The 23,407-nt window shown below is 59.8% G+C and carries 25 protein-coding genes; 8 read left to right on the forward strand and 17 right to left on the reverse strand.

The window, feature by feature from the left end; all coding sequences use genetic code 11:
• Positions 1 to 6: 6 nt before the first annotated feature.
• Positions 7 to 789, reverse strand: a complete 783-nt coding sequence (locus ACR0NA_RS11095) for a crotonase/enoyl-CoA hydratase family protein (protein WP_480728871.1) — start codon at positions 787 to 789, stop codon at positions 7 to 9.
• A 122-nt stretch (positions 790 to 911) separates the two neighbouring features.
• Between ACR0NA_RS11095 and ACR0NA_RS11100 the strand changes: the two genes are divergently transcribed.
• Positions 912 to 2,018: a pyridoxal phosphate-dependent aminotransferase gene (locus ACR0NA_RS11100; protein WP_480728873.1), complete on the forward strand. Its 1,107-nt coding sequence runs from the start codon at positions 912 to 914 to the stop codon at positions 2,016 to 2,018.
• Here ACR0NA_RS11100 and ACR0NA_RS11105 read toward each other — a convergent pair.
• The 6 genes from ACR0NA_RS11105 to ACR0NA_RS11130 form a co-directional block, all read right to left on the reverse strand.
• Complete coding sequence (locus ACR0NA_RS11105) at positions 2,015 to 3,205, reverse strand: pyridoxal-phosphate-dependent aminotransferase family protein (RefSeq protein ID WP_480728875.1); 1,191 nt, start codon at positions 3,203 to 3,205, stop codon at positions 2,015 to 2,017. The two genes, ACR0NA_RS11100 and ACR0NA_RS11105, sit on opposite strands and share 4 nt — an antisense overlap.
• A gap of 51 nt (positions 3,206 to 3,256) precedes the next feature.
• A complete protein-coding gene (gene eda / locus ACR0NA_RS11110) occupies positions 3,257 to 3,892 on the reverse strand; it encodes a bifunctional 4-hydroxy-2-oxoglutarate aldolase/2-dehydro-3-deoxy-phosphogluconate aldolase (protein WP_480728877.1) in 636 nt (211 codons plus the stop codon).
• A 3-nt stretch (positions 3,893 to 3,895) separates the two neighbouring features.
• Entirely contained in the window at positions 3,896 to 5,701 is a 1,806-nt protein-coding gene (gene edd / locus ACR0NA_RS11115) for a phosphogluconate dehydratase (protein WP_480728879.1), read from the reverse strand.
• A 1-nt stretch (position 5,702) separates the two neighbouring features.
• The gene (gene zwf / locus ACR0NA_RS11120; protein ID WP_480728881.1) at positions 5,703 to 7,148 is read right to left on the reverse strand and encodes a glucose-6-phosphate dehydrogenase; all 1,446 of its coding nucleotides are present in this window, start codon (positions 7,146 to 7,148) and stop codon (positions 5,703 to 5,705) included.
• 178 nt (positions 7,149 to 7,326) lie between these two features.
• Positions 7,327 to 9,570, reverse strand: coding sequence for a phosphoenolpyruvate--protein phosphotransferase (gene ptsP, locus ACR0NA_RS11125; protein WP_480728883.1), 2,244 nt, complete (start codon positions 9,568 to 9,570; stop codon positions 7,327 to 7,329).
• A 45-nt stretch (positions 9,571 to 9,615) separates the two neighbouring features.
• The gene (locus ACR0NA_RS11130) at positions 9,616 to 10,854 is read right to left on the reverse strand and encodes an aspartate kinase (RefSeq protein ID WP_170651450.1); all 1,239 of its coding nucleotides are present in this window, start codon (positions 10,852 to 10,854) and stop codon (positions 9,616 to 9,618) included.
• Between the two features lie 165 nt (positions 10,855 to 11,019).
• Here ACR0NA_RS11130 and ACR0NA_RS11135 point away from each other — a divergent pair, with 165 nt between their 5' ends.
• Entirely contained in the window at positions 11,020 to 11,376 is a 357-nt protein-coding gene (locus tag ACR0NA_RS11135) for a hypothetical protein (protein ID WP_480451086.1), read from the forward strand.
• Here the strand turns inward: ACR0NA_RS11135 and ACR0NA_RS11140 are convergent.
• The 5 genes from ACR0NA_RS11140 to ACR0NA_RS11160 form a co-directional block, all read right to left on the reverse strand.
• On the reverse strand, positions 11,370 to 12,008 hold the full coding sequence (locus tag ACR0NA_RS11140; RefSeq protein ID WP_480728885.1) for an SDR family oxidoreductase: 639 nt from the start codon (positions 12,006 to 12,008) through the stop codon (positions 11,370 to 11,372). The genes ACR0NA_RS11135 and ACR0NA_RS11140 overlap by 7 nt on opposite strands.
• A 3-nt stretch (positions 12,009 to 12,011) precedes the next feature.
• Complete coding sequence (locus tag ACR0NA_RS11145) at positions 12,012 to 12,455, reverse strand: DUF1178 family protein (RefSeq protein ID WP_170651447.1); 444 nt, start codon at positions 12,453 to 12,455, stop codon at positions 12,012 to 12,014.
• Positions 12,456 to 12,515: 60 nt separating this feature from the next.
• The gene (locus ACR0NA_RS11150) at positions 12,516 to 12,989 is read right to left on the reverse strand and encodes an NUDIX hydrolase (RefSeq protein ID WP_480728888.1); all 474 of its coding nucleotides are present in this window, start codon (positions 12,987 to 12,989) and stop codon (positions 12,516 to 12,518) included.
• 121 nt (positions 12,990 to 13,110) lie between these two features.
• On the reverse strand, positions 13,111 to 13,869 hold the full coding sequence (locus ACR0NA_RS11155; RefSeq protein WP_170651445.1) for an EcsC family protein: 759 nt from the start codon (positions 13,867 to 13,869) through the stop codon (positions 13,111 to 13,113).
• Between the two features lie 56 nt (positions 13,870 to 13,925).
• Positions 13,926 to 14,420 carry a GNAT family N-acetyltransferase gene (locus ACR0NA_RS11160; RefSeq protein ID WP_480728890.1) on the reverse strand — a complete coding sequence of 165 codons (495 nt, stop codon included), beginning with the start codon at positions 14,418 to 14,420 and terminating at the stop codon, positions 13,926 to 13,928.
• 72 nt (positions 14,421 to 14,492) lie between these two features.
• Here ACR0NA_RS11160 and ACR0NA_RS11165 point away from each other — a divergent pair, with 72 nt between their 5' ends.
• Positions 14,493 to 15,098: a flavin reductase family protein gene (locus ACR0NA_RS11165; RefSeq protein WP_480451095.1), complete on the forward strand. Its 606-nt coding sequence runs from the start codon at positions 14,493 to 14,495 to the stop codon at positions 15,096 to 15,098.
• Positions 15,098 to 15,739: a CatB-related O-acetyltransferase gene (locus ACR0NA_RS11170; RefSeq protein WP_480728892.1), complete on the forward strand. Its 642-nt coding sequence runs from the start codon at positions 15,098 to 15,100 to the stop codon at positions 15,737 to 15,739. Before ACR0NA_RS11165 ends, ACR0NA_RS11170 begins: the two co-directional genes overlap by 1 nt.
• A 31-nt stretch (positions 15,740 to 15,770) precedes the next feature.
• On the opposite strand, the gene ACR0NA_RS11175 is transcribed toward ACR0NA_RS11170, so the two are convergent.
• The gene (locus ACR0NA_RS11175; RefSeq protein ID WP_480728894.1) at positions 15,771 to 17,405 is read right to left on the reverse strand and encodes a SulP family inorganic anion transporter; all 1,635 of its coding nucleotides are present in this window, start codon (positions 17,403 to 17,405) and stop codon (positions 15,771 to 15,773) included.
• 224 nt (positions 17,406 to 17,629) lie between these two features.
• Here ACR0NA_RS11175 and ACR0NA_RS11180 point away from each other — a divergent pair, with 224 nt between their 5' ends.
• Entirely contained in the window at positions 17,630 to 18,502 is an 873-nt protein-coding gene (locus ACR0NA_RS11180; RefSeq protein ID WP_480728895.1) for an S-methyl-5'-thioadenosine phosphorylase, read from the forward strand.
• On the opposite strand, the gene ACR0NA_RS11185 is transcribed toward ACR0NA_RS11180, so the two are convergent.
• Positions 18,499 to 19,161 carry a hypothetical protein gene (locus ACR0NA_RS11185; RefSeq protein WP_480728897.1) on the reverse strand — a complete coding sequence of 221 codons (663 nt, stop codon included), beginning with the start codon at positions 19,159 to 19,161 and terminating at the stop codon, positions 18,499 to 18,501. The genes ACR0NA_RS11180 and ACR0NA_RS11185 overlap by 4 nt on opposite strands.
• Before the next feature lie 272 nt (positions 19,162 to 19,433).
• Between ACR0NA_RS11185 and ACR0NA_RS11190 the strand changes: the two genes are divergently transcribed.
• Entirely contained in the window at positions 19,434 to 20,063 is a 630-nt protein-coding gene (locus ACR0NA_RS11190; protein ID WP_480728899.1) for a LysE family translocator, read from the forward strand.
• A gap of 6 nt (positions 20,064 to 20,069) precedes the next feature.
• Here ACR0NA_RS11190 and ACR0NA_RS11195 read toward each other — a convergent pair whose 3' ends face one another.
• The gene (locus ACR0NA_RS11195) at positions 20,070 to 20,243 is read right to left on the reverse strand and encodes a hypothetical protein (protein WP_170651437.1); all 174 of its coding nucleotides are present in this window, start codon (positions 20,241 to 20,243) and stop codon (positions 20,070 to 20,072) included.
• 107 nt (positions 20,244 to 20,350) lie between these two features.
• On the opposite strand from ACR0NA_RS11195, the gene ACR0NA_RS11200 reads away from it, so the two are divergent.
• Together ACR0NA_RS11200 and ACR0NA_RS11205 are read left to right on the forward strand one after the other, a co-directional pair.
• Positions 20,351 to 20,485 carry a hypothetical protein gene (locus ACR0NA_RS11200; RefSeq protein ID WP_480451103.1) on the forward strand — a complete coding sequence of 45 codons (135 nt, stop codon included), beginning with the start codon at positions 20,351 to 20,353 and terminating at the stop codon, positions 20,483 to 20,485.
• Positions 20,486 to 20,563: 78 nt separating this feature from the next.
• A complete protein-coding gene (locus ACR0NA_RS11205; RefSeq protein WP_170651436.1) occupies positions 20,564 to 21,103 on the forward strand; it encodes an adenine phosphoribosyltransferase in 540 nt (179 codons plus the stop codon).
• 5 nt (positions 21,104 to 21,108) lie between these two features.
• On the opposite strand, the gene ACR0NA_RS11210 is transcribed toward ACR0NA_RS11205, so the two are convergent.
• Positions 21,109 to 22,521 carry an FAD-binding oxidoreductase gene (locus tag ACR0NA_RS11210; RefSeq protein WP_480728902.1) on the reverse strand — a complete coding sequence of 471 codons (1,413 nt, stop codon included), beginning with the start codon at positions 22,519 to 22,521 and terminating at the stop codon, positions 21,109 to 21,111.
• Between the two features lie 38 nt (positions 22,522 to 22,559).
• Entirely contained in the window at positions 22,560 to 23,378 is an 819-nt protein-coding gene (locus ACR0NA_RS11215; protein WP_480728904.1) for an MBL fold metallo-hydrolase, read from the reverse strand.
• Positions 23,379 to 23,407: the final 29 nt, after the last annotated feature.

Raw genomic sequence — 23,407 nt, forward strand, 5'->3', positions numbered from 1 at the left:
GCGAGTTTACTTGAACTCGGGCTTGCGGCCCTGCATCTGTGCGGCGATGACCTCCATCTGGTCCGGCTTGCCGATCAGCTTGACCTGTTCGGCGGATTCTTCCAGCAGGACTTCCTGACGCGATCCGGCCTCGGCCACATCAATCAGGCGTTTTGCCGCCCGGATGCCCGAGGGGCTTTTGCCCGCGATCTCTTCTGCAAGGGCAATCGCCTCGGTCAGGGGGTCGTCGGACAGCTTTGTCACCAGCCCCCAATCGGATGCCTGCTGCGCGCCGATGGGCCGGGCGGTGTAGGTCAGCAGGCGCAGGACGTCCGAGCGGATCAGTTGCGGCAGCAGCACCATGCCGCCCATGTCCGGGATGATGCCCCATTTCATCTCCATCACCGACCATTTGCTGTCGGGATGCGCGATGCGAATATCCGCACCCAACGCGATCTGCAGGCCGCCGCCATAGGCCACGCCCTGCACCGCGCAGATCACGGGGACCGGGACGCGGCGCCAGACCATCGCCAGTTCCTGAAAGTCGTTGGTGTCCCCATGTGTACGCCCCATCAGCCATTCTTCGGGATCGACAGTGGCCATTTTGGCAAAGCTGGCCATATCCAGCCCGGCGCAGAAACTTTTGCCTTCGCCCGACAGCACGACGGCACGGGCGTCCGAGGCCGCTACCTCCTGCCCGGCGGACAGGATCGCCTGGATCATCGCATCATCCAGCGCATTCATCTTGTCACCCCGCGTCAGCGTGACATGGGCGATGTGGTCCTTGTATTCGACAGAAACGCGTGACATGCGGGTTCTCCTGCTGATGTTTGGTCAACCATGCCCGCAAGTTGCAGTGGTTTCCACCGCAACGTCGGGGCAGATGGACAGTGCGGCTTGCCGGAACCCGTTCCTTGCGTTTATCTGCACACATGAGTGATCCGCGATATACCCCGCTTGCCCAGTCCCTACCCGCAACCGTGCCGTTTGTCGGACCCGAAACGCAGGAGCGCGATCGCGGCGCACCCTTTGCAGCGCGGCTGGGAGCAAATGAAAGCGTGTTCGGCCCCTCACCCCGTGCCATCGAGGCCATGGCAGGAGCGGCCAGCGACATCTGGATGTATGGCGATCCCGAAAATCATGATTTACGCCATGCTCTGGCCAACCATCATGGGGTTGAGGCAAAGAACATCGTGGTGGGCGAAGGGATCGACGGGTTGCTGGGCTATCTGGTGCGGTTGATGATCGGTCCCGGTGATGCAGTGGTAACGTCCGCCGGGGCTTATCCGACATTCAATTACCACGTCGCCGGGTTTGGTGGCGCTTTGCACAAGGTTCCGTACACCGGCGATCACGAAGATCCCGCCGCGTTATTCGCAAAGGCGGCCGAGGTGGACGCCAAGCTTGTCTACCTCGCCAACCCCGACAATCCGATGGGCAGCTGGCACAAGGGTGCGGATATCGTCCGGGCCATGGAGAACCTGCCGGAAGGAACCTTGCTGGTACTGGACGAGGCTTATGTGGAATGCGCGCCGGAAGGGACTGCAGCACCGGTGGGCGCGGATGATCCGCGTGTAATCCGGATGCGGACCTTTTCCAAGGTTTACGGCATGGCGGGTGCCCGGGTTGGCTATGCAATAGGCGCGCCCGGGTTGATTTCGGCGTTCAACAAGGTGCGCAACCATTTCGGCATGAACCGTGCCGCTCAGGCCGGGGCGCTGGCCGCGTTGCGGGACGACGCTTGGCTGCACCAAGTTCAGGACCAGATCGCCGAGGCACGAGAGCGCATCCGGCAGATCGCCCGCGATAACGGGCTGAAGCCCTTGCCCTCGGCCACTAATTTCGTGGCCATCGACTGTGGGCGGGATGGCGCGTTTGCCAAGGCGGTGTTGGACTCGCTGGTGGCGCAGGGTGTATTCGTCCGGATGCCCTTTGCGGCACCGCAAAACCGCTGCATCCGAGTCAGTTGTGGGGAAGAGAGGGATCTGGACGCCTTTGCCGCCGCCTTGCCCAAGGCGTTGGCGGCAGAGCGCGGTTAGCCTGCAAGCACCGCCGCCGCCGCGTCCAGTGCGCCCGATCCCCGCGGAATGTTCAGCGCGGCCATGGCGGTTTCAACACCACCCAGCATTCCCATGACCATATGGCCATTCACGTGCCCCATATGGCCCAGCCGGAAATAAGAATCCTCGTCATCCATTCCCAGTCCGATGCCGAGCGTCAAGCCCAGATTGTTTTCGGTATATTCCCGCAGCGGCGTGCCCTGTCCCTTTGCAAGACGCAATGCCGTAACTGCGTGACTGCGGTGGGCACGGTCGGCGACATTCAGGCTAAGCGCGCCGCCTTCGGACCAGGTTTCGCAGGCGGCCCAGACGGCCTGAGCAAGGCGTTCATGGCGAGCCCAGATCTGCTCCATCCCTTCGGCGTGCATCATGTCCAGTGCCGCCCTGAGACCATAGAGGTGATGGGTGGGCGCAGTGCCGCCGAAATACTGATAGAACCAGCCGGGTTCGGCCCGCGGCTGCCAGTCCCAATAGGCCGACACACGGGGCATTGCCGCCCGTTTCGCCTGCGCCTTTTCGTTGAAAAAGACAAAGCCCAACGCCGGCGGCGTCATCAGCCCCTTCTGGCTGGCCGAGACCATCACGTCGACGCCCCATGCGTCCATCTCGAACCGGTCGCAGCCAAGTGAGGCGATGCAATCGGCCATCAGCAGCGCCGGGTGGCCCAGATCATCAAGCAGCGCCCGCAAGGCCGGAATATCGTTGCGGACCGAGGTGGAGGTATCCACATGCACGGCCAGAACCGCCTTGATCCGGTGGGCATTGTCCGCACGCAGCACTTCGGCAATCCGGTCAAAATCCCATGGCGCGGATTTGCCGAAATCGATCAGTTCAACCTCTGCCCCGATCCCTTGGGCCATTTCTGCCCAGCCATGCGTGAAGCGGCCCGAAGCCGGAGCCAATACGGTTTCACCCGGCGCGATCACGTTGGAAAGGGCAGCCTCCCAAGCGCCGTGGCCGTTGGAGATATAGATCGCCACGTCGTGCTTTGTTTGGGCCACGCGGCGCAGGTCGGCTGTCAGCGCAGGCATCATGTCGACCAGTTCACCCGCATAGATATTGGGGGCCGGGCGATGCATCGCCTGCAACACCGCATCGGGCATGACCGAAGGGCCGGGGATCGCAAGATAGTCGCGCCCCTGCGCGAGAGAGATTTTGTTTTTCATGAGGGCAACCTGCGTGAATTCGGGCTTACATTAGCGCCCGCGCAGGCCGCGTCAATGCATGAGGCTGGCCGCCTCACGCGCCAGCGTCTCAATCCCGGCCCAGTCGCCACTGGACACCATCTGTTTCGGCGCGACCCAGCTGCCGCCGGCGCAGATAACGTTCGGCATGGACAAATAATCCGGTGCATTTTCGGGCGAGACACCGCCGGTTGGACAGAACCCGATCTGCGGCAGGGGCGCGCCGATGGCCTTTAGTGCCGGAGCGCCACCTGATGCCTCGGCCGGAAAGAACTTGAGCATGTCGTAGCCCTTTTCCAGCAAGGCCATCGCCTCGGTCGCCGTGGCGGCCCCCGGCAACAGCGGAAGACCTTCGGCCTCGCAGGCAGCAATCAGGGTGTCGGTTGCCCCCGGCGAGACACCGAATTGTGCGCCCGCCTCTTTTGCGGCCCGGACATCTTCGGGGGTCAGCAATGTCCCCGCCCCTACTACTCCACCCGGCACCTGCGCCAAGGCGCGGATGGCATCAAGGGCCGCTGGTGTGCGTAGCGTGACCTCAAGCGCGGGCAACCCACCTGCGACCAGAGCCTCGGCCAGCGGTGCGGCCTGAGCCGCATCGTCGATGACAAGAACCGGAACAATCGGCGCAAGAGCACAAATTTCGCGGGTACGGTGCGATTTTGAGGGCATGAATCAGGCTCCAAACACGCTGGCGCCGGTATCTGCCGACCCAACGGAATTGCGGAAAGTGGCGAAAAGTTCGCGTCCGACGCCGAACTGGTTCGCGGTCAGGTCAGCCGAGGCGGGCGTACGGTCGAGGACACCTTCGGTCAGGATCTCCAGCTCACCGTTCACCGCATCGACGCGCACCAGATCGCCATCGCTCAGATAGGCAATCGGGCCGCCCTCGAGCGCCTCGGGGCAGACGTGGATGGCAGCGGGAACCTTGCCGGACGCGCCCGACATGCGACCATCGGTAACCAGCGCCACCTTTTGCCCACGCCCTTGAAGGATCGACAGGATTGGGGTTAGCGAGTGCAACTCGGGCATACCGTTGGCTTTTGGCCCCTGAAAGCGGACGACGACGATCACATCACTGGTGAATTCACCTGCCTTGAAGGCGGCCTTGACCTGATCCTGATCGTGGAAAACGCGCACGGGTGCCTCGACCACGTGATGCTCGGGCGCAACCGCCGAGACCTTGATCACTGCGGTACCCAGAGACCCAGTCAGGCGCGACAGCCCGCCGGTGGGTTGGAAGGGGTCCGATGCCGGGCGGAGAATTTTCTCGTTCAGGCTTTCACCCGCGCCATCCTGCCAGATCAACTGACCATCAATCAGTTTGGGTTCCTGCGTGTAGTGGTGCAGGCCCTGCCCAGCGACGGTGAGTGTATCGGGGTGCAGCAACCCCTCGTCGAGCAACGTGCCGATGCAATAGCCAAGCCCGCCTGCGGCGTGAAAGTGGTTCACGTCTGCCAGACCGTTGGGATAAACCCGCGCGACCAAAGGTACCGCGGCAGAAATATCGGAAAAGTCCTGCCAATCCAGCACGATGCCACCGGCGCGGGCCATGGCGATCAGATGGATCAGCAGGTTGGTCGATCCACCCGTTGCCATCAGACCAACGATACCGTTCACAAAGGCGCGTTCATCGAGGATCTGATAAACCGGCGTGTAGTTGTTGCCCAGCGCGCTGAGCGACAGGGCACGGCGGGCGCCTTCCTCGGTCAACGCATCGCGCAGAGGCGTGTTCGGGTTGACAAAGCTGGAGCCCGGCAGGTGCAGACCCATGAACTCCATCAGCATCTGGTTGGTGTTGGCGGTGCCGTAGAATGTACAGGTGCCGGGGCCGTGATAGGCGGCCATCTCGGCGGCCATCAACTCCGCTCGTCCGATCTCACCGGCTGCGAATTGCTGGCGTATTTTTGCCTTTTCATCATTGGGCAAGCCACTGGTCATCGGCCCAGCGGGCAGGAAGACGGCCGGAAGATGCCCAAAGCTTTGCGCTGCGATGACCAGACCCGGGACGATCTTGTCGCAGACACCAAGGAATACGGCAGCGTCATAGGTGTTGTGGCTGAGCGCCACCCCAGCGGCCAGAGCGATCACATCGCGGGAAAACAGCGACAGTTCCATCCCCGCTGCACCTTGCGTGACCCCGTCGCACATCGCGGGAACACCGCCCGCGACCTGAGCCGTGCCCCCTGCCGCCCGCGCGGTCTGGCGGATCAGTTCGGGGTAGCGTTCAAAAGGTTGATGCGCCGAAAGCATATCGTTGTAGCTGGTGACGATGCCCAGATTGCCCGCATGTCCGGTGGCCAGCGACTGCTGATCCTCTCCTGCGCCGGCATAGGCGTGGGCTTGACCGCTGCACGACAGATGACCGCGGGCCGGTCCTGATGAGCGGGCCTGTTCCATCCGATCCAGATGGGTCTTGCGCAATGACGCGCTGCGTTCCGTGATCCGGTTTGTGACTTGGGTGATGACGTTGTGAACCATCTCAACCTCCGATCTGGCGCCAGCGGCGCCCGTCGCGGTGCATTAGCATCAGGGCCTCTTCGGGGCCCGAACTGCCCTGATCATAGGGGGCGGGCTTGTCGCGGCTTTCTTCCCACTCGCTTATGATGGGATCGACCCAGGCCCAGGCGGCCTCGACCTCGTCCCCGCGCATGAACAGGGTCTGATCGCCGCGAATGACATCCATCACCAACCGTTCATAGGCGTCCTGCGCCCGAACGTCTGCGCCCAGCGCCTCGGCAAAACTCATGTCCAGCGACACGTCCGCAAGACGGAAACCACCCGGCCCAGGGTCCTTGATGGTGGTGCGCAGGGTTATCCCCTCGTCCGGTTGCAATCGGATCACCAGAACGTTGCCGCGCAACGGGCCGACATTGGGAAAGATCGTGTGCGGCGGGTCACGGAAGAACACGGCAATCTCAGACTCGCGGGCGCGCAGACGTTTGCCGGTGCGTAGATAGAACGGCACGCCGGCCCAGCGCCAGTTGCCCACATGCACCTTTAGCGCGATGAAACTTTCGGTGCGGCTGTCGGGGGTGCCCACGTGATCCAGATAGCCGCCGCCACCGTCTTCGGACCGGTATTGACCGCGCGCAATGTCAGAAGGCGCGACCGGTTCCAGCGCCTCGATCACCTTCACCTTTTCGTCACGCACCGAATTGGGCGCGAACTTCGAGGGTGGTTCCATGGCTGTCAGGCACAGAAGCTGGACAAGGTGGTTCTGGATCATGTCCCGCGTTGCACCGGACTGATCATAATAGGTCTCGCGCCCTTCGACACCGACGGTTTCCGCAACCGTGATCTGAACATGGTCGACATGAGTAGCGTTCCATAGCGGCTCGAACAGAGAGTTGGCAAAGCGCAGCGCCATGAGGTTCTGCACGGTTTCCTTGCCCAGATAGTGATCGATCCGATAAATCTGATGCTCTTCGAAAAATTCCCGCAACTCGCCGTTCAGGGCTTTTGCCGAAGCCAGATCGTGGCCAAAGGGCTTTTCCACGACAATCCGGCTATCCGGCGTCGCAAGGCCGTGATCGTGCAACCGTTGCGCAATGCCGGAGAACAGATTTGGCCCGACAGACAGGTAAAACGCCCGAATAGTGTCAGGCCGCAGAGATTTAGCCAATTCGGGCCAGCCGTCGCTGCCCAATGCATCCACCGAAACATATTCGACCTGTTTCAAAAAACGGTCCAGTACCTGAGGTTTTGATTCCGGCGCGAATTCCTGAATTGCGTTTCGGGCGAGCGTTCGGAATTCATCATCGGACATTTCGGATCGGGCCGAAGCGATGATGCGGGCCTCATCCGGCATCTGGCCGACCTCGAAACGGTGATAGAGACCCGGCAGGATCTTGCGATGCGCCAGATCACCCGTGGCGCCGAACAACACAAGGTCGAACGGATGCACAGGTATTACGCGTGAAACCATCGCCAGGCTCCTTTGAATTTGCCCCGCCCTGTCTAGCACAAACTGTTGGTCGGGTACGAAATGCATCTATAGGTGTTAACGACAATGTTATCGCTAACATTCGAGAGCTGGATAAGAAAAACCCCGACAAAATGCAAGTCCGGAAGTCAGATTAAGGCCATCACCGGGAAATTTCACCTCAGTCCTGATTTCGCAGCCATTCCATGACTGCAGGGCGCACGGTTTGTTCACCCCGATGGCGGGCATCAGTGATGATCTTGCGCACCTCTTGCAGGTTGGACCGCAACAGCAGGCTTTTGACAGGGCCAATGGAGGCCGGGCGCATCGAAAGTGTCCGTATGCCCATGGCCGCAAGGCACAGCGCCTCGATCGGGCGGCCCGCATCCTCGCCACAGAAACTGAGGGGCGTGTCGGAAATGCCGCAGCGTTCGACGATCCGCTCGATAAGGCTCAGGAAGCTGACATTCAGCGTGTCATACCGGCGGCGCACAAGTTCGTTTTCACGGTCCGCCGCAAAGAAGAATTGTTTCAGGTCATTGCCGCCGATTGAGATGAAGCCGACATCGTCAAAGAACTTCTGTGGCGCAAAGACAAGAGACGGCGTTTCAAGCATGGCGCCCACGTCGAGCGTTTCCGGAAGGACGTGCCCGAGGCGTTTTTCCCGTTCGATCGTTTTGTCCACTTCGGCGCGGGCGGCGCGGTATTCCTCGGCCTGCGCCACGAAGGGGAACATGATGGTCAGCGGGCGGCCGTTGGCCGCGCGGATCAGCGCCTGAAGCTGCATGCGCATGACGCCGCGCTTGTCCAACCCGACGCGGATCGCGCGCCAGCCCAAGGCCGGGTTCGGCTCGGCCACATGTTTCATATAGGGCAGAACCTTGTCCGACCCGATATCCAGCGTGCGGAAGACAACCCTTTTGCCATGGGCCGCGTCCAGAACCCGCTGATACAACGCCACCAGCTCGGAGCGTTTGGGCATCTGGTTCCGGATCAGAAACTGCAACTCGGTCCGGAAAAGCCCAACGCCTTCGGCACCCGAGTTTTCCAGCGATGGCAGATCGGCCATCAGGCCCGCGTTCATCACAAGGTTGACCCGTTCACCATCCCTCGTGACGGCAGGGCGTTCGCGGATCGACGCATAGCGTTCCTGCGCCTTGGCCTGCATCGCGATCTTGTCACGAAATGCACCGACAACCGTATCTTCTGGACGCAGGTGCACGACGCCCTGGTCCCCGTCCACAAGGATGTGGTCGCCGTTCAGTGCCTCGGTCGTGATCCGGCCGGTATGAACGACAAGAGGGATCGCCAATGCACGGGCGACAATGGTGGCATGGCTGCCAACCGAACCCTCCTCAAGCACGATGCCCTTGAGGGATCGCCCATATTCCAGCAGATCGCCCGGGCCGATGTTGCGGGCGATCAGAATCGGGTCGGGCGGCAGTTCCAGCCCGGTATTGTTGCCCTGACCCGTCAGAATGCGCAGCAGACGATTGCTGAGATCATCCAGATCGGCCAAGCGTTCGCGCAGATAGGGGTCGGTGACCTGACTCATCCTTGCGCGGGCCTGTGACTGCTCTTTCTCAACCGCAGCTTCGGCACTGAGGCCGCGCGCGATATCCTCTTCCATGCGCCGCATCCAACCCTTGGAATTGGCAAACATTCTGTAGGCTTCGAGAACCTGCAATTGTTCCTTGTCGCCGCCCTGCGATATTTCGAGCATCTTGTCGACGCCGACGCGCAGTTCCTCGACCGCTTCCGTCAGGCGCTGAAGTTCGCGTTGCGGGTCGTCCGCGATCGGATTGGTGACAACGACACGCGGCTCGTGCAGCCAGACGTGGCCCTCGGCAGAACCTTCCTGCGCCGGGCCGCCCTTGAGCACAACGGATTGCTGGTGCAATGGGGACAAGGCTGCGCCTTCGCCGATAAAGGCGCCAAGTTCGGCCATCTCGGCCAGAACCATCGCTACCACTTCCAGGGCATAAACCTCGTCCGAGGAGAATTCCCGCGCCTCGCGGGACTGCACGACCAGAACGCCCAGCTTTTCGCCCAGACGCTGCACCGGGACACCAAGAAAGGAAGAGAACCTCTCTTCTCCCGTCTCCGGCATATAGCGGAACCCTTTGGCCGAAGGGGCATCCGCGGTGTTGACCACCTTGCCGTATTTGGCAACGCGTCCCACCAGCCCTTCGCCCATGCGCATACGGGTCTGGTGTACCGCCTCGGGTGCCAGACCTTCGGTCGCGCAAAGCTCCAGCGTTTCTTCGTCGCGGAACAGATAGATCGAACAGACCTCGCACAGAATGCTGTCCGCAATCAGATGCGTGATCCGGTCAAGACGTTCCTGACCGGCGGCCTCGCTCGCCATTTCTTCGCGCAGCCGCCCCAGCAGCTTGCGGGATTCTGATTCTGTGCCGTCTGCCATGGCCCAATCACATTCAGGTGTCAGGCAAGTCCCTGGCAGAAATGCTCAGGCCGCCTTGTCCAGTTCAAAGGCATCATGCAGTGCTTGAACGGCAAGTTCCATGTATTTCCGATCTACGAGAACGGAAATTTTAATCTCGGAGGTTGTAATGACCTTGATGTTGATCCCCTCATCCGAGAGCACCTTGAACATTTTGGCCGCCACACCGGATTGAGAGCGCATTCCGATCCCGACCACGGACACCTTGCAGACATCGTTGTCGGCAACCAGATCAGCATAGTTCAGCTCGCCACGCTCCTTGATTCCCAACAGCGCTTTTTCCGCGCGCGCAACCTGATCGGTGGGGCAGGAAAAGGTCATGTCCGTGCGCCCCTCGTCCGAGATGTTCTGAACGATCATGTCCACATTCACGCCCTCGTCGCTGAGCGCGGTAAAGATCGTCGAGGCGATACCGGGGCGGTCGGCGACCGACACAACGGTCATCTTGGCCTCATCGCGGGAATAGGCCACACCGGAGACTACGTTGGATTCCATGATTTCCTCCTCGTCGACGACCAGCGTACCGGCCTCGTCGGATTGTTCCTCAAAGCTTGAGAGGACGCGCAATTTCACCTTGTACCGCATCGCCAGCTCGACCGAGCGGGTCTGAAGTACCTTGGCCCCCAGCGAGGCCAGTTCGAGCATTTCCTCGAACGAAATCTTATCGAGCTTGCGGGCCTTTTCACAGATGCGCGGGTCGGTGGTATAGACACCGTCCACGTCCGTATAAATATCACACCGCTCCGCATCAAAGGCCGCCGCAAAGGCCACCGCAGTGGTATCCGAACCGCCCCGGCCCAGCGTGGTAATGCGCCCCTCGGGGCTGATCCCCTGAAAGCCCGCGACCACGGCAACCTTCATGCCTTCGGCGAATTTCTGGTTGATGTTGTCGGTCGGAATCTCTTCGATCCGGGCAGCCGAATGCGCGCCGTTGGTGATCAGCGGCACTTGCCAGCCCTGCCAGCTTCGGGCCGGGATATCCATTTCCTGCAGTGTCAGCGACATCAGACCGGCAGTCACGTTTTCACCCGACGATACAACGGCATCATATTCGCGCGCATCATAAAGCGGCGAAATTTCATCGACCCAACCCACCAGTTCGTTGGTCTTGCCCGACATGGCCGAGACAATGACGATCACGTCATAACCCTTGGCCACTTCTACGCCAACGCGTTTCGCCGCACGGCGGATGCGGTCAGGATTGGCAACAGAGGTGCCGCCAAATTTCATCACGAGTACGGGCATGGGGCCAGTGTCTCCGCGCCTTGGAATTCCGATCCCGTGCCTCATATGCGAGGGGGGCCTCAAGGGCAAGTGGCCAAACAGGTTCTGCCTGCGGCGCAGGGCCGCTTTACATTGCCCGGCAGGGGTGCGAGCGTAACGGAAATACTGTTTACCAAAAGGTTACACATGTACCGCTTCATTCTTGCCCTTGCTTTACTGTCTTCCCCGGCCACCGCACAGGTTGCCACCCTTTCTGGTACGGACGGACAGAATTCACTGGGCACGGTTCCCTGCACCGCGCTGGCGGGCCAGCCGCTGGAAAACTGCCCCGCCGAGCTGCGCCGCAAGGATGACGGCACCGCAACGCTTGCCGTGCAGCTTGGCACCGGCGAAGTACGACGCATCTATTTCGAAGGTGCCGAGGCGGTCTCGACCAGTTCAACATCACCCATCACCTCGGAATCGCGTGGCGACATTCTGGTGATCTTCATCGATCCCGGCGAGGTTTACGAGATTCCAAAGGCCGCACTGACCAGTCAGTAGGCGTGTGCCTGTCCGTCCCAGGTTTCAAAACAGCCCGTGCTTTCAAGCGAAAGCCCATCGAACCGTTCGGCAAGGCCTGACACGGCCTCGCTGACGTGGATGTCGGCGGCTGCTCCGCCCATATCTGTCTGCACCCAACCGGGGTGATAGATCCCGACGGCAATCCCGTCGCCCCGCAAATCCGTTGCAAGGTTGCGCCCCAGATTGAGTGCCGCCGCCTTTGAAGCGCGATAGATATAACTGCCGCCCGGCGCACGGGTATGAGACGCCATCTGGGAAGAAATGATCACGATTTTGCCGCCGGCCATGCGCAGGTTGGGCAACAGGGCCTGAACGGTCAGAAACACACCCGTCACATTCGCTGCAAAGGTCTGCGCCCACATTTCCGCCGGATAACCGTCGATCCCCTGCCCCTTGTCCAGATAGACACCGGCATTGCACACCAGCAAATCCAGCGGCTTGCCTTCCAGCTTTGCCGCCATTGCTGCTTGCTGGGCCGGATCTGTGACATCCAGCACAATGTCTGCCGCATCATCCCGTGCGGTGCCGGTGACATCATCCCCACGGGCGCGCAGGTGTTCCGCCAGAGCCTTGCCGATCCCGCGATTGGCCCCGGTAATCAGTACATGCATGGATCAGTTTGTCTTTCTGCTGGGCATGAACGGCAGCGGTGCCACTGGCACGCCATCGTCAATGAGCGCCTTAGCCTCGTCAGGTTTGGCTTCGCCATAGATCGCCCGTTCAGGCGCCTCGCCCAAATGAATCTTTCGGGCCTCGGAGGCGAAATCCTTACCGACATAGTCGGAATTCTCTTCGACTTTGCGCCGCAGTTCAGCCAGCACCGTCGAAACATCCCGGGATTGAGCCAGTGAATCTTCTGCCTTCTCCGCAACCGGGGCAGCCTCAATCCGGCGCGCAGGTCGCACGCTGGGCGTCATAATTGCCTTGGTGACTTCCGCGCAGCCGCAAACCGCACAGGACACCATCCCGGCCGCCGAAAGCTTGTCGTAGGCTTCGGCAGATTGAAACCAGCTGTCAAAGCTGTGTCCGTTGCTGCATTTCAACGCGTATTGAATCATGGTTTGTCCAAAATGGATGGTTGCGAAATAGATACTGACCAAAAAGGCGAGATCAAGACATCATAGCCGATAGATCCCGCAATTTGCAGTGAAAATCGAGTAAAACTCTGGCGAGGTCCTGTTGGTGTACGCGTGCTGCCGCTTTTTTGGCGAAAACCACTTGCGTCTGCGCTCGGTCCGTTCCGGGAAACTTTCCGCCAGACTTTCAACCCGAACGGGAAACAATTCGACCGCACACAGCACATTTCCCTTGCTCGGGCGCCGTTTCAGGTAGGTATAGCGGCCAATACTCTGCGCCTCGCACGATCCTACGACCCCGGCTTCTTCCCACGCCTCCCACTCGGCTGTTTTGGCGGGTTTAAACCCGTCGATTGGCCAGCCCTTTGGCACGATCCAGCGCCCCGTTTCACGTGTGGTGATCAGAAGGATACGTAAATCCCCATGATCGAACCTGTAACAAATCGCACCATATTGCGGCTGAACCGGGTAGGCACCAGGCTTTTGCAACATATCCGCCGGCAGTCTGGCGTTCATCGTACTTTCCGCAGAATCGTGTTGATCAAAGGCTCGGCCCCTCAAGACACATACCGACCGGATATCGCGGCCAGACACTGGCACCATACCATATATTGAGGAATCAACCAAATATGTTGATCTAGATCGCCCTTTCAGGCAGGCGCCTGACCAGTCTTTGAACCAACTCGTCATGCGGTATGTCGGCATCTATGGCCAGACGACGCAGGCCAAAATGCACCCGAGCAATCTGTTGGTAATAGCGCGAGTAGACGTAATTCGTGCCACCCCCGGCAAAGGCCCCGAGAACGGGAACCGACTGAGCCGCAAGCTTTTGCCCCAGAACCACCGACAGACGCGGCGCTACAACGGAGATCAGACGCTGGACGGCAGGGCCCGTCAGCGTCAGGCGCACCGAGTAGAACCCCAGATCGGCCCCATCATCGTCGGCCAGCGGCCCCGCGGCGGAAAGCACCCGGATGCAGTCAAACCGCACGCTGTCGGACGCCGGGTCAAAGCCTTCTTTTGCCGCAGCGCCCTGAATTGAGCGCAACAACATGGTTGTGGTTGCCGGAAGCTCCATCAATGCAGTTGAAAAGCCGCCAAAGCCGCCTGCTGCACCCATTGCCGTTGTAACGGCGGTATTCACCCAAGGCTGCTGATCCGGAACCGCGCGCCGCGACGTCTGGGCTGCATGCAGGGCGATACGCAACGCACCTTCGGTGGCATCGTACAGGCCGTTGCGCACCTGCGGCGGAAGTTGTTCCAGCAGAGATTCAGCCTTGCCGCCCAAATGGTTGAGCAACTTGACACCCGATCCGCCAGCCGATCTGTAGCGATCCGCCAACCGGTCAAGCTCTGCTTCCGTATCCACCGTTTCGACCAGAACAACATCCTGCACGTCGCGTACCTCCGTCTATGAAAGACATCGTGTCACGAGGGCACGGATTCAATGTTTTATTTGCTCCAGCGGGTCACGGCGCCGCAAATATCGCGCCATGAACCGGATACCAGTTCCATCCCCAGAACCCGGTCAGGGTTGGTCGGCGGCGGCATCTCCACACCGCCCAACCGATCGAAACCAAAGCGGGAATAATAAGGGGCGTCACCCACCAGAATCACGCGCTGCCAGCCCTTGTTGCGGCCCGCTTCGACACCTTCGCGGATCAGAAAACCGCCCAGACCCTCGCCCTGATGGGTCGGGTGCACGGCAACAGGTCCAAGCAAAAGGGCGTCATGTTCCCCGACATGCACCGGCCAGAACCGGATGGCCCCCGCCAATATCCCGCCAGTATCACGAGCGACCATGGACAGGCCGGATACGGGCGGCACGTCATCCCTCAAACGGTATGACGACAGCGCCTCGCGCCCCGGCGCAAAGCACAGGTCATAGAGGGCCTCGACCTCCCACCAATCACCCGGCTCTTCCGGCCTGATTACGAATTGCTGCACCCCTGCCCTCTTTTCCTTGCTGGAATTCGCCCTAGCACTTCGTTACGCCTTGGGCAAACGCTTGGAGAAAAGATGTTCTATCGCCCCGAAGACGGCCATGGTTTGCCGCACAATCCGTTCAATGCGATCATTACCCCCCGGCCCATTGGCTGGATATCGAGCCGGGATGCGGACGGGATCAACAACCTGGCCCCCTATTCCTTTTTCAACGGTGTCGCCTACACCCCGCCACAAGTGATGTTTGCCACAACAGGCACCAAACACGATCAGGATGGGGGAAAGGACAGCATCGCCAACATCAAGGCCACCGGGGTGTTTTGCGTAAATGTCGTGGCACATGCCCATCGGGATGCGATGAACGCCAGTTCCGCAGGCTTGCCCAAACATGTGGACGAGTTCGAACACGCAGGCCTGACCCCGATTGAGTGCGAAACCATCCCTTGCGCACGGATCGAAGGCGCGCCCGCGTCGCTGGAATGCAAACTCACACAAATCGTGACCCTCCCGGGAGAGGCGAACCGCGTTGTCTTTGGCGAGGTCACGGGGGTACACCTGCGCGACGACTGTTTGCAGGACGGAAAGTTTGATGTCACCAGATTTCAGCCGCTGGCCCGGCTTGGATATCGCGACTATTCGGTTGTGACCGAGTTATTCAGCCTGTCCAGGCCTGACGACTGATGCCACTGCCTGATCCTTATCGCAGATACCCGGTTACCCTGCCCGATGGGACCGACCACAAGGGCACGGTGTTTTTGTCCGAGGCGGTCGATCATCCAAGGTTTGAGGCCGGGGCGTTCAGCTACGCATCAGACTTTGACCCGCCCGAGGATTGGGGGGCACGGCTGGCTCCTTATCTGTTTCCGTTTTCGAAGGAAAAACTGAGCTTGGGCAAATTTTGCCAGATTGCTCATGGCGTTCGGTTCATTACATCTTCGGCCAATCACGCGATGGCGGGACTGACCTGTTTTCCTTTTCCTGTCTTCGATCCTGACAGGATGTCGGGATACCAGCCCGATACGCGGGATACGATCATCGGGCATGACGTGTGGATCGGATATGGCGCATTGATTCTGCCCGGAACACGGATCGGCAACGGATCAATCATTGGTGCCGGATCGGTTGTCCGAGGTGACATCCCACCTTACGCAATTGTCACGGGAAACCCCGCAGAGGTGCGGCGTTACCGTTTTGAAGCGGATGTGATCGCCAGACTGGAAGCCCTTGCCTGGTGGGACTGGCCGCCACAATCAGTTGGAGCCGCCGAAAGCGCCCTTCTATCCGGTGATATCGATAGGTTGGATCGCCTGGCTCCAAATTGAAAGGCGACCCTCGGGCCGCCTTTCCAATATGTCAGTGACCGCCCAGAATTCCGGTCCGGACTGAATAATCCACGGCAAGCGCGTAATCCGGGTCGTCGTCGCTGTCGACCATAAGATGACCCGCCTTGTTCAGCAGCTTGTGGCAATCCCGGCTGAGGTGCCGAAGCATGACACGCTTACCCGCCGCCTCGTATTTCGCTGCAATCGCTTCGATAGCCTGCAACGCGGACTGATCCACCACGCGGCTTTCGGCGAAATCAACGATTACAACGTCAGGGTCATTAGGCACGTCGAAAAGTTCCACAAAGCCTTCGGAAGATCCAAAGAACAGCGGGCCCTGAACTTCGTAGACTTTTGCGCCCTTTTCAGTCTCAGATTCACGGGTGATCGCGTGGATGCGTTTGGCGTTGTTCCACGCATATGCCAGCGCCGAGACGATCACACCGACGACGACGGCAACCGCGAGGTCCTCCATCACGGTCACGACGGTCACCAGCACGATGACGAACGCATCCATCAGCGGCACCTTGCGCATGATCTTGAACGAGTTCCAGGCAAAGGTCCCGATCACCACCATGAACATCACACCAACCAGAGCGGCCAGCGGAATCTGTTCGATCAGGGGCGAGGCGAACAGGATGAACACCAGCAGGAACAGGGCCGCAGCGATCCCGGCGATACGGGTGCGGCCCCCGGATTTCACGTTGATCATCGACTGGCCGATCATGGCGCAGCCGCCCATGCCACCGAAGAAACCAGTGGCGACGTTGGATACGCCCTGAGCGATGCATTCCTGCGAGGCCCCACCACGTTTGCCGGTGATTTCGCCGACAAGGTTCAGGGTCAGCAGGGATTCGATCAGACCAATGGCCGCCAGAATGACGGCGTAGGGCAGGATGATTTCGAAGGTTTCCCAGTTCAGCGGAACCATTGGGATGTGGAATGTGGGCAGGCCACCCTCGATCGATGCCAGATCACCGACGCGAGGCACTTCCAGACCAAAGCCGATCACCAGCGCCGCCACGACAACGATCCCGGCCAAAGGTGCGGGCACGATACGCGTGATACGCGGCATCACCCAGATTACGGCCATGGTCAGCGCGACCAGACCCAGCATGGTGTAAAGCTGCATGCCCGAGAGCCATTCGCCACCACTCATGCCATGGCCGGTGTTTTCCATCGTTCCCGGCACCTTGAACTGGCCCATCTGCGCCAGAAAGATCACGATGGCCAGTCCATTAACAAAGCCCAGCATCACCGGATGCGGCACCAGCCGGATAAACCGTCCCCAGTGCATGGCACCCGCGATAACCTGCAGGATGCCCATCAGAACAACAGTCGCAAAGAGGTATTCAACCCCATGCTGCGCCACAAGCGCCACCATCACCACAGCCAGAGCACCGGTCGCGCCCGAGATCATGCCCGGCCGTCCGCCAATCAGTGCCGTGATCAGGCCGACCATGAAGGCCGCGTACAGACCAACCAGAGGGTGAACACCGGCGACAAAGGCAAAAGCCACCGCTTCAGGCACCAAAGCCAGCGCCACAGTTAGGCCCGACAGCAGTTCGATCCGCAGGCGGGAAAGGGTCAACCCCTCGTCCGGCATCCAGCGCAGATCGGGAATGGCTAGGCGATTGGCAAAACTTGCCAGCAAGGCTCGGGGCATGGGGCTGTCCTGTGGATCTGTCGTGTTCGCGCGAAAGCGCCCTTTTACAGGCGTATCGCCCTGCGAGCTACTGCATCAGGCGGGACACTGCCATGCGAATTGTGCATGCCCTGGAGCGCTTTTTCCGGACTCGTGCAACTTTGCCACGGTGCACACCCTTGCCAAACCGGCCGTTAACTCACAGATTTTCCGGCAACAACAAGGATTCAGCAGGGAGCGCAAAGGTGGCTCAGACAAAAATTGCCGTCATCGGCGGATCGGGTATCTACGACATCGACGGATTGGAAAATTCCGAATGGGTTACGATTGAAACACCGTGGGGCGATCCGTCGGACCAGATTCTGACCGGATCACTGGGCGGCGTCGACATGGCATTTCTGCCCCGCCACGGACGTGGTCATGTCCATTCACCGACCGAGGTGCCCTATCGTGCCAATATCGACGCGCTCAAGCGGCTGGGTGTCACGGATGTAATCTCGGTTTCGGCCTGCGGATCGTTCCGAGAGCATATGGCGCCCGGGGATTTCGTGATTGTCGATCAGTTCATCGACCGCACCTTTGCGCGCGACAAAAGCTTTTTCGGCACAGGCTGCGTCGCCCATGTCAGCGTTGCCCATCCCACCTGCCCGCGTCTGAGCGATGCCTGCGAAACCGCAGGCAAGGCCGCTGGGGTCACCATTCACAGGGGGGGCACCTATCTGGCGATGGAGGGACCGCAGTTTTCCACCCTGGCCGAGTCCAAGATGTATCGCGAGCAATGGGGTTGTGACGTGATCGGCATGACCAACATGCCCGAAGCGAAACTCGCCCGCGAGGCCGAGCTTTGTTACGCCTCGATCGCCATGGTCACGGATTATGACAGCTGGCATCCCGATCACGGCGAAGTGGACGTGTCTGCCATCATCGCCACACTGATCGGCAACGCCGAGAAGGGGCGCGCGCTGGTCAAGGGCCTGCCTGCGCTGCTTGGCGCGGATCGTGCGCCCTGCCCGCATGGCTGTGATCGCGCTTTGGAATACGCAATCCTGACCGCGCCGGAAAAACGCGACCCGGCACTGCTGGCCAAGCTGGATGCGGTGGCAGCACGCGTTCTCTAATGCACCTCGAGCAATTGCAACGCCAGTTTTCTGGACGTGCTCCAATGCGGCCGGATCAGCGTGTCGAGCGTTGCGCTTTTCACGCATTCGGGCGGGCACGGATCAGGCGTCAGGGGCTTTGGCTTGAAACGCACGAAGTCGACGGGCTCTTCCCGGTTTGTATCGAGATAGACGGTCTCAACTATGAAAATCAGGAAATCACCCTCGGTCAATTTGTCTTCGACGTCGTCCCAGCAGGCCGGATCGAACACGCTTTCGAATGACTGATCTACACGGGCGGTCCGCAGCCAGCCCCTTTCGACGTTCTTTTCCTTGAGGAATGTCAGAGAGATGACCTTTATGCTGTCGGATATTGCATCAAGCGCGGAGTTGTAACTGACCCCGGCCATGTTGATCACGCGCATTGTCCTTGGCGGTTTTTTGTCCACAATTTCGGAATCCACTTTCTGGCACAGCCGCTGTTCCTCAAACTTTCGGCTGCCCAGATGGAACGCATAGGCGTGACCGGGCATGGGATCGATGACGGTTTTGCCGCTTACATACTTCTTTTCAAACTGCAAATCCCGTTCATGCACGCCCAGCAAATGTGTCTTGCCATAGGCAAAAGTGGTCATAGCGATAACGGCCGCCCCTATGGCGGCATTTCTTTTCCACGACATGTCATCACCTCAATTCGGGCAGCAGATACTCCCGCCACAATTGTAGTAGCCGGAGGGGCATGCCGCCAAAGCGGGTGCTGACGAGCCAATGATAATGGAGACGGATATGATGAATACCTTCATAATAAAAAACTCCGAATCGAATAAAATAAGAACAATCATATCACGATTACCGCATTCTTTCGAATCAGCGGCACAGGCGGCTAAAATTCTCATTGACGTGGACGCGTACCAAAGCCTTTATGTGACGGAACTCAAATTCGGAAATTCCAATGTCACTTGATCTTTGGCTGACGTTTGTCGCGGCCTCGACCGCTTTGCTGCTAATCCCCGGCCCGACCGTGTTGCTGGTGCTTAGCTATGCTCTGTCCAAGGGGCGCAGCGTTGCGGTTGCGTCAGCAAGCGGTGTGGCGCTGGGAGATCTGATTGCGATGACGGCATCGTTGCTAGGACTCGGGGCACTTGTTCTGACCTCGGCAACATTGTTTTCGGTTTTGAAGTGGATAGGCGCGGCCTATCTGATCTGGCTAGGCGTAAAACTGTTGTTCAGTGCACCGTCCGAGGCAACGGAGGCGGCAGAAGCTAATCAGGATATCTCGGCCAGAGGCGTGTTTGGGCACGCTGCCGCCGTTACCGCGCTGAACCCCAAATCCATCGCCTTTTTCATCGCATTTGTTCCGCAGTTCCTGCGCCCCGATGACGTGCTGGCCCCCCAGTTCGTCATCCTGATCGCCACATTTGTCGGTCTGGCATGGATCAATGCGCTGGCCTATGCCCTGCTGGCTGACCGCCTGCGGCGCGTTGTGGGCAGCGCGAATGTCGTATCCGCCCTGACCCGCTTTGGCGGCCTGACGCTGATCGGGATGGGGATTGCAACGACAGTACTGCGCCGCCCTGCCTAAGACGGTTCAGTCGCCGGCGTTTTCCTTCATGAAACCGCGAATGAAACGGCGGATTTCCCGCGCCGCAGAGGTATCCAGTTCCTTGCAGAGCTCCACGAACGCATCCCGTTCGTCCTTGTCGAGCCGCAAGACCAACTGACTGTTTTTCTTGGTCGAACCTTTGCCGTCTTTCTTTGCCACGCGCCTTTGCTCCGCCTAATACTTGATTCTCCGAGAGATGCATTGTATATACATCGCATAGAGAATGTAGATATCGAGCACCTAACAATAAAACGGAGGATAAGGCAATGAACCTTCATGCAGCTCAGGCATTTCTTCTGCGTGATCAGCGCAACTGGCGCAAACCGCATCTGTCGTGGTTGCCGGGTACTCTGTACCGTTACTACGGACTGCCGAATGTGATCTCGAAGCGCCAAAGATAGTTTCCCGTCCCCCTCTTGCGTGCGCGGACCCGATGGGCGAAACACCCGTTGGTAACGCGATGCATCAGGGGATGAGCCATGCCCAAAAACAAAACGGTCAAGGATTACATCCGGACCATCGTCGATTTCCCTCACGAAGGGATCATGTTCCGGGATGTCACCACATTGTTCGCGGACCCACGCGGATTCCGGATGGCAATCGACCAGATGCTGCACCCCTATGCGGGCGAAAGGATCGACAAGGTCGTCGGGCTTGAGGCGCGCGGCTTCATTCTGGGCGGTGCGATTGCGCACCAGCTGAGCGTTGGATTTGTACCGATCCGCAAAAAGGGCAAGCTGCCCGGAACGACCATCAGTCAGGATTACAAACTGGAGTATGGCGAGGCCATCGTGGAAATCCACGATGACGCCATCCAACCGGGCGAAAAGATTCTGGTGGTGGACGATTTGCTGGCCACAGGCGGTACAGCCGCTGCGGGTATCAAACTGATCGAGCGTCTGGGTGGCGAGATTATCTCGTGCGCCTTCATTGTTGATTTGCCAGAGCTTGGCGGTCGCAAGGCACTTGAGGCGATGGACATGGACGTCCATGTCCTGTGCGAATTCGAGGGCCTCTGAGCAATTCAGCGCAGCACGGCGCCGGGGTTCATGATCCCAACAGGGTCAAGCGACGCCTTGATGGCCCGCATGGCCGCCAGCCGCACCCGATCGCCATAGCGTTCCAGATCGGTCACTTTCAGCCGCCCCACCCCGTGCTCGGCACTGACCGAACCGCCGAATTCGGCGACAAGATCGTGCAGCGCGTGCTTAACTGCCTCGCGCTGATCATCAAATTGCGCACGATCGTGCCCTTGTGGGGGAAATACGTTGTAATGCAGGTTTCCGTCGCCCAGATGGCCGAAGCAATTAATACGGAACGGCCCGAACCCTGCGACAACACCAGCCCCGCGTTCAATGAACTCGGGTATCCGGGAGATCGGGATCGAGATATCGTGGCTTGAGACCGAACCGATCAGCCTGTTTGCCTCGGGGATGTTCTCGCGCACAGACCAGAGCATCTGGCGTTGCGCCTCGCTGTTGGCGATCACGCCGTCCGTGGCCAGATCTTTGTCAGATGCGCGCTGAAACAGGGTTTCCAGCAGGGTCAAAGGGTTCTGCCCCTCAAACACGCCGATCTCGATCAAAACGCTCCATTCTGGCGCGCTGTCGAATGGCTGGCGAATATCGGGCAGAACCTCGTCCAGAAACTGCAATCCCTGCCGGTGAATCAATTCGAACGCGCTGACGTCTTCGCCAACCAGATCGCGGGCCAGCGCCAGCAGAGAGATTGCCGCGTCGGGCGACGGAGTTTCGATTAATGCGGTGCCGATCCCTGTGGGGCGCGGATGCAGCTTCAGCGCCGCCGCGGTAATGATGCCCAGCGTCCCTTCGGACCCGATCAGCAGGTTGCGCAGGTCATAGCCCGTGTTGTCCTTTCGCAGTCGGCTGAGCCCATGCCAGATCTCGCCATTGGGCAAGACCGCCTCAAGCCCAAGGCACAGATCCCGCGCATTGCCATAGCGCAGGACGTTTACGCCACCCGCGTTTGTCGCAAGGTTACCGCCGATCCGGCATGAGCCCTGCGCGGCAAGCGACAGGGGGAACAGCCGGTTCGCGGTCTCTGCCGCCGCCTGCACATCGGCCAATACGGCACCAGCTTCGGCCACCAGAATGTTCTCGGTTGGATAGACTGCCCGAACCGCAGACATGCGTTCCAGTGAAATCACAAGCGGCGCGGGGCCATCCGGCATGACCTGCCCGCCGACCAATCCCGTCCCGCCGCCATAAGGGACCACCGGCACCTGGGCGTCCAAAGCCAGCTTCACCAGTGCGGCGACCTCGTCCACATTTTTTGGCGAGGCCAGCACCCCCGCCTGCCCCGCAAAACGCCTGCGCGGTTCTTCCAGATAGCGCGCTTCGACCGGGCGCACGAGGTCGTCGCCGATCTTGTTCCGGATACTCTGAGCAATTGTTTCGTCGGCTGGTCTGAGGGTCATGCCTATTCCTTGCCCAAGCTGCGGCGCGTCGACAAGTATTATTCCTGTTCAATGAGATATTGTGGCTCCAGCACGACGACTGTGGGCCGGTCGGGCAGAGATCGCAGCGAAACCTCTATTTCCGAGACCCCATCGCGCACGACAGGGAAGTCATCGCGAATGCCTGCCAAAAAGCGATCAAGGGAATAACCAGAGAACCAATGCATCGGAATGATGACGGAACTTTTCAACCGTTTGAGCACTGAGATCATTTCAGGCAGCGGCATTGTCGTGCCACCATCCACGGCCGCCATGACCACGTCCATCCGGCCAAGCGCCGCAAACTGTTCATCGCTCGGGATATGGTGCAGATGCCCAAGGTGGCCGATACACAACCCTTCGACTTCGAAAACGAATATCGAATTGCCCTTCTCTTCGACACCCCCATAGAACGAGCGAATGTCGGTCGAGACATTGCGGATCAGCAGCTCTCCCAGATCGAGGTGGTGGTCTATGCCCTGCCCGAACTCTCCCCAGCCTTCCAATACATGGGGAATCGCGGGATCGGGATGCGCCGTCCAGTGCGTGTCATGCGCGTGGTTCATCGTCACGATGTCGGGGATAAGGGTCGCGCTGCCGATGAACCCGGTGAAATCGGTCACGGCATTTAGCCCACCTTGGGTTTGAATAAGAAAGGACGCATGCGCGATATAGCTGATCCGGACCGAGAATTCGGGAACCGGGTCCTGCCAGGCAACCTTCTGCAGAAATTCGATGCCCGGTGCTGCGTCGGCAATGGCGATGCAATGGCTGGGTCGCCGCTCTTGCGCAGCCGCCCCACCCGCGATCACCATCAGTCCCGTAACAATCCACCGCATGGCCCAAGTGTAGCGCACCTGCCGCCCAA

The sequence above is a fragment of the Ruegeria sp. C11 genome, from assembly GCF_056537725.1.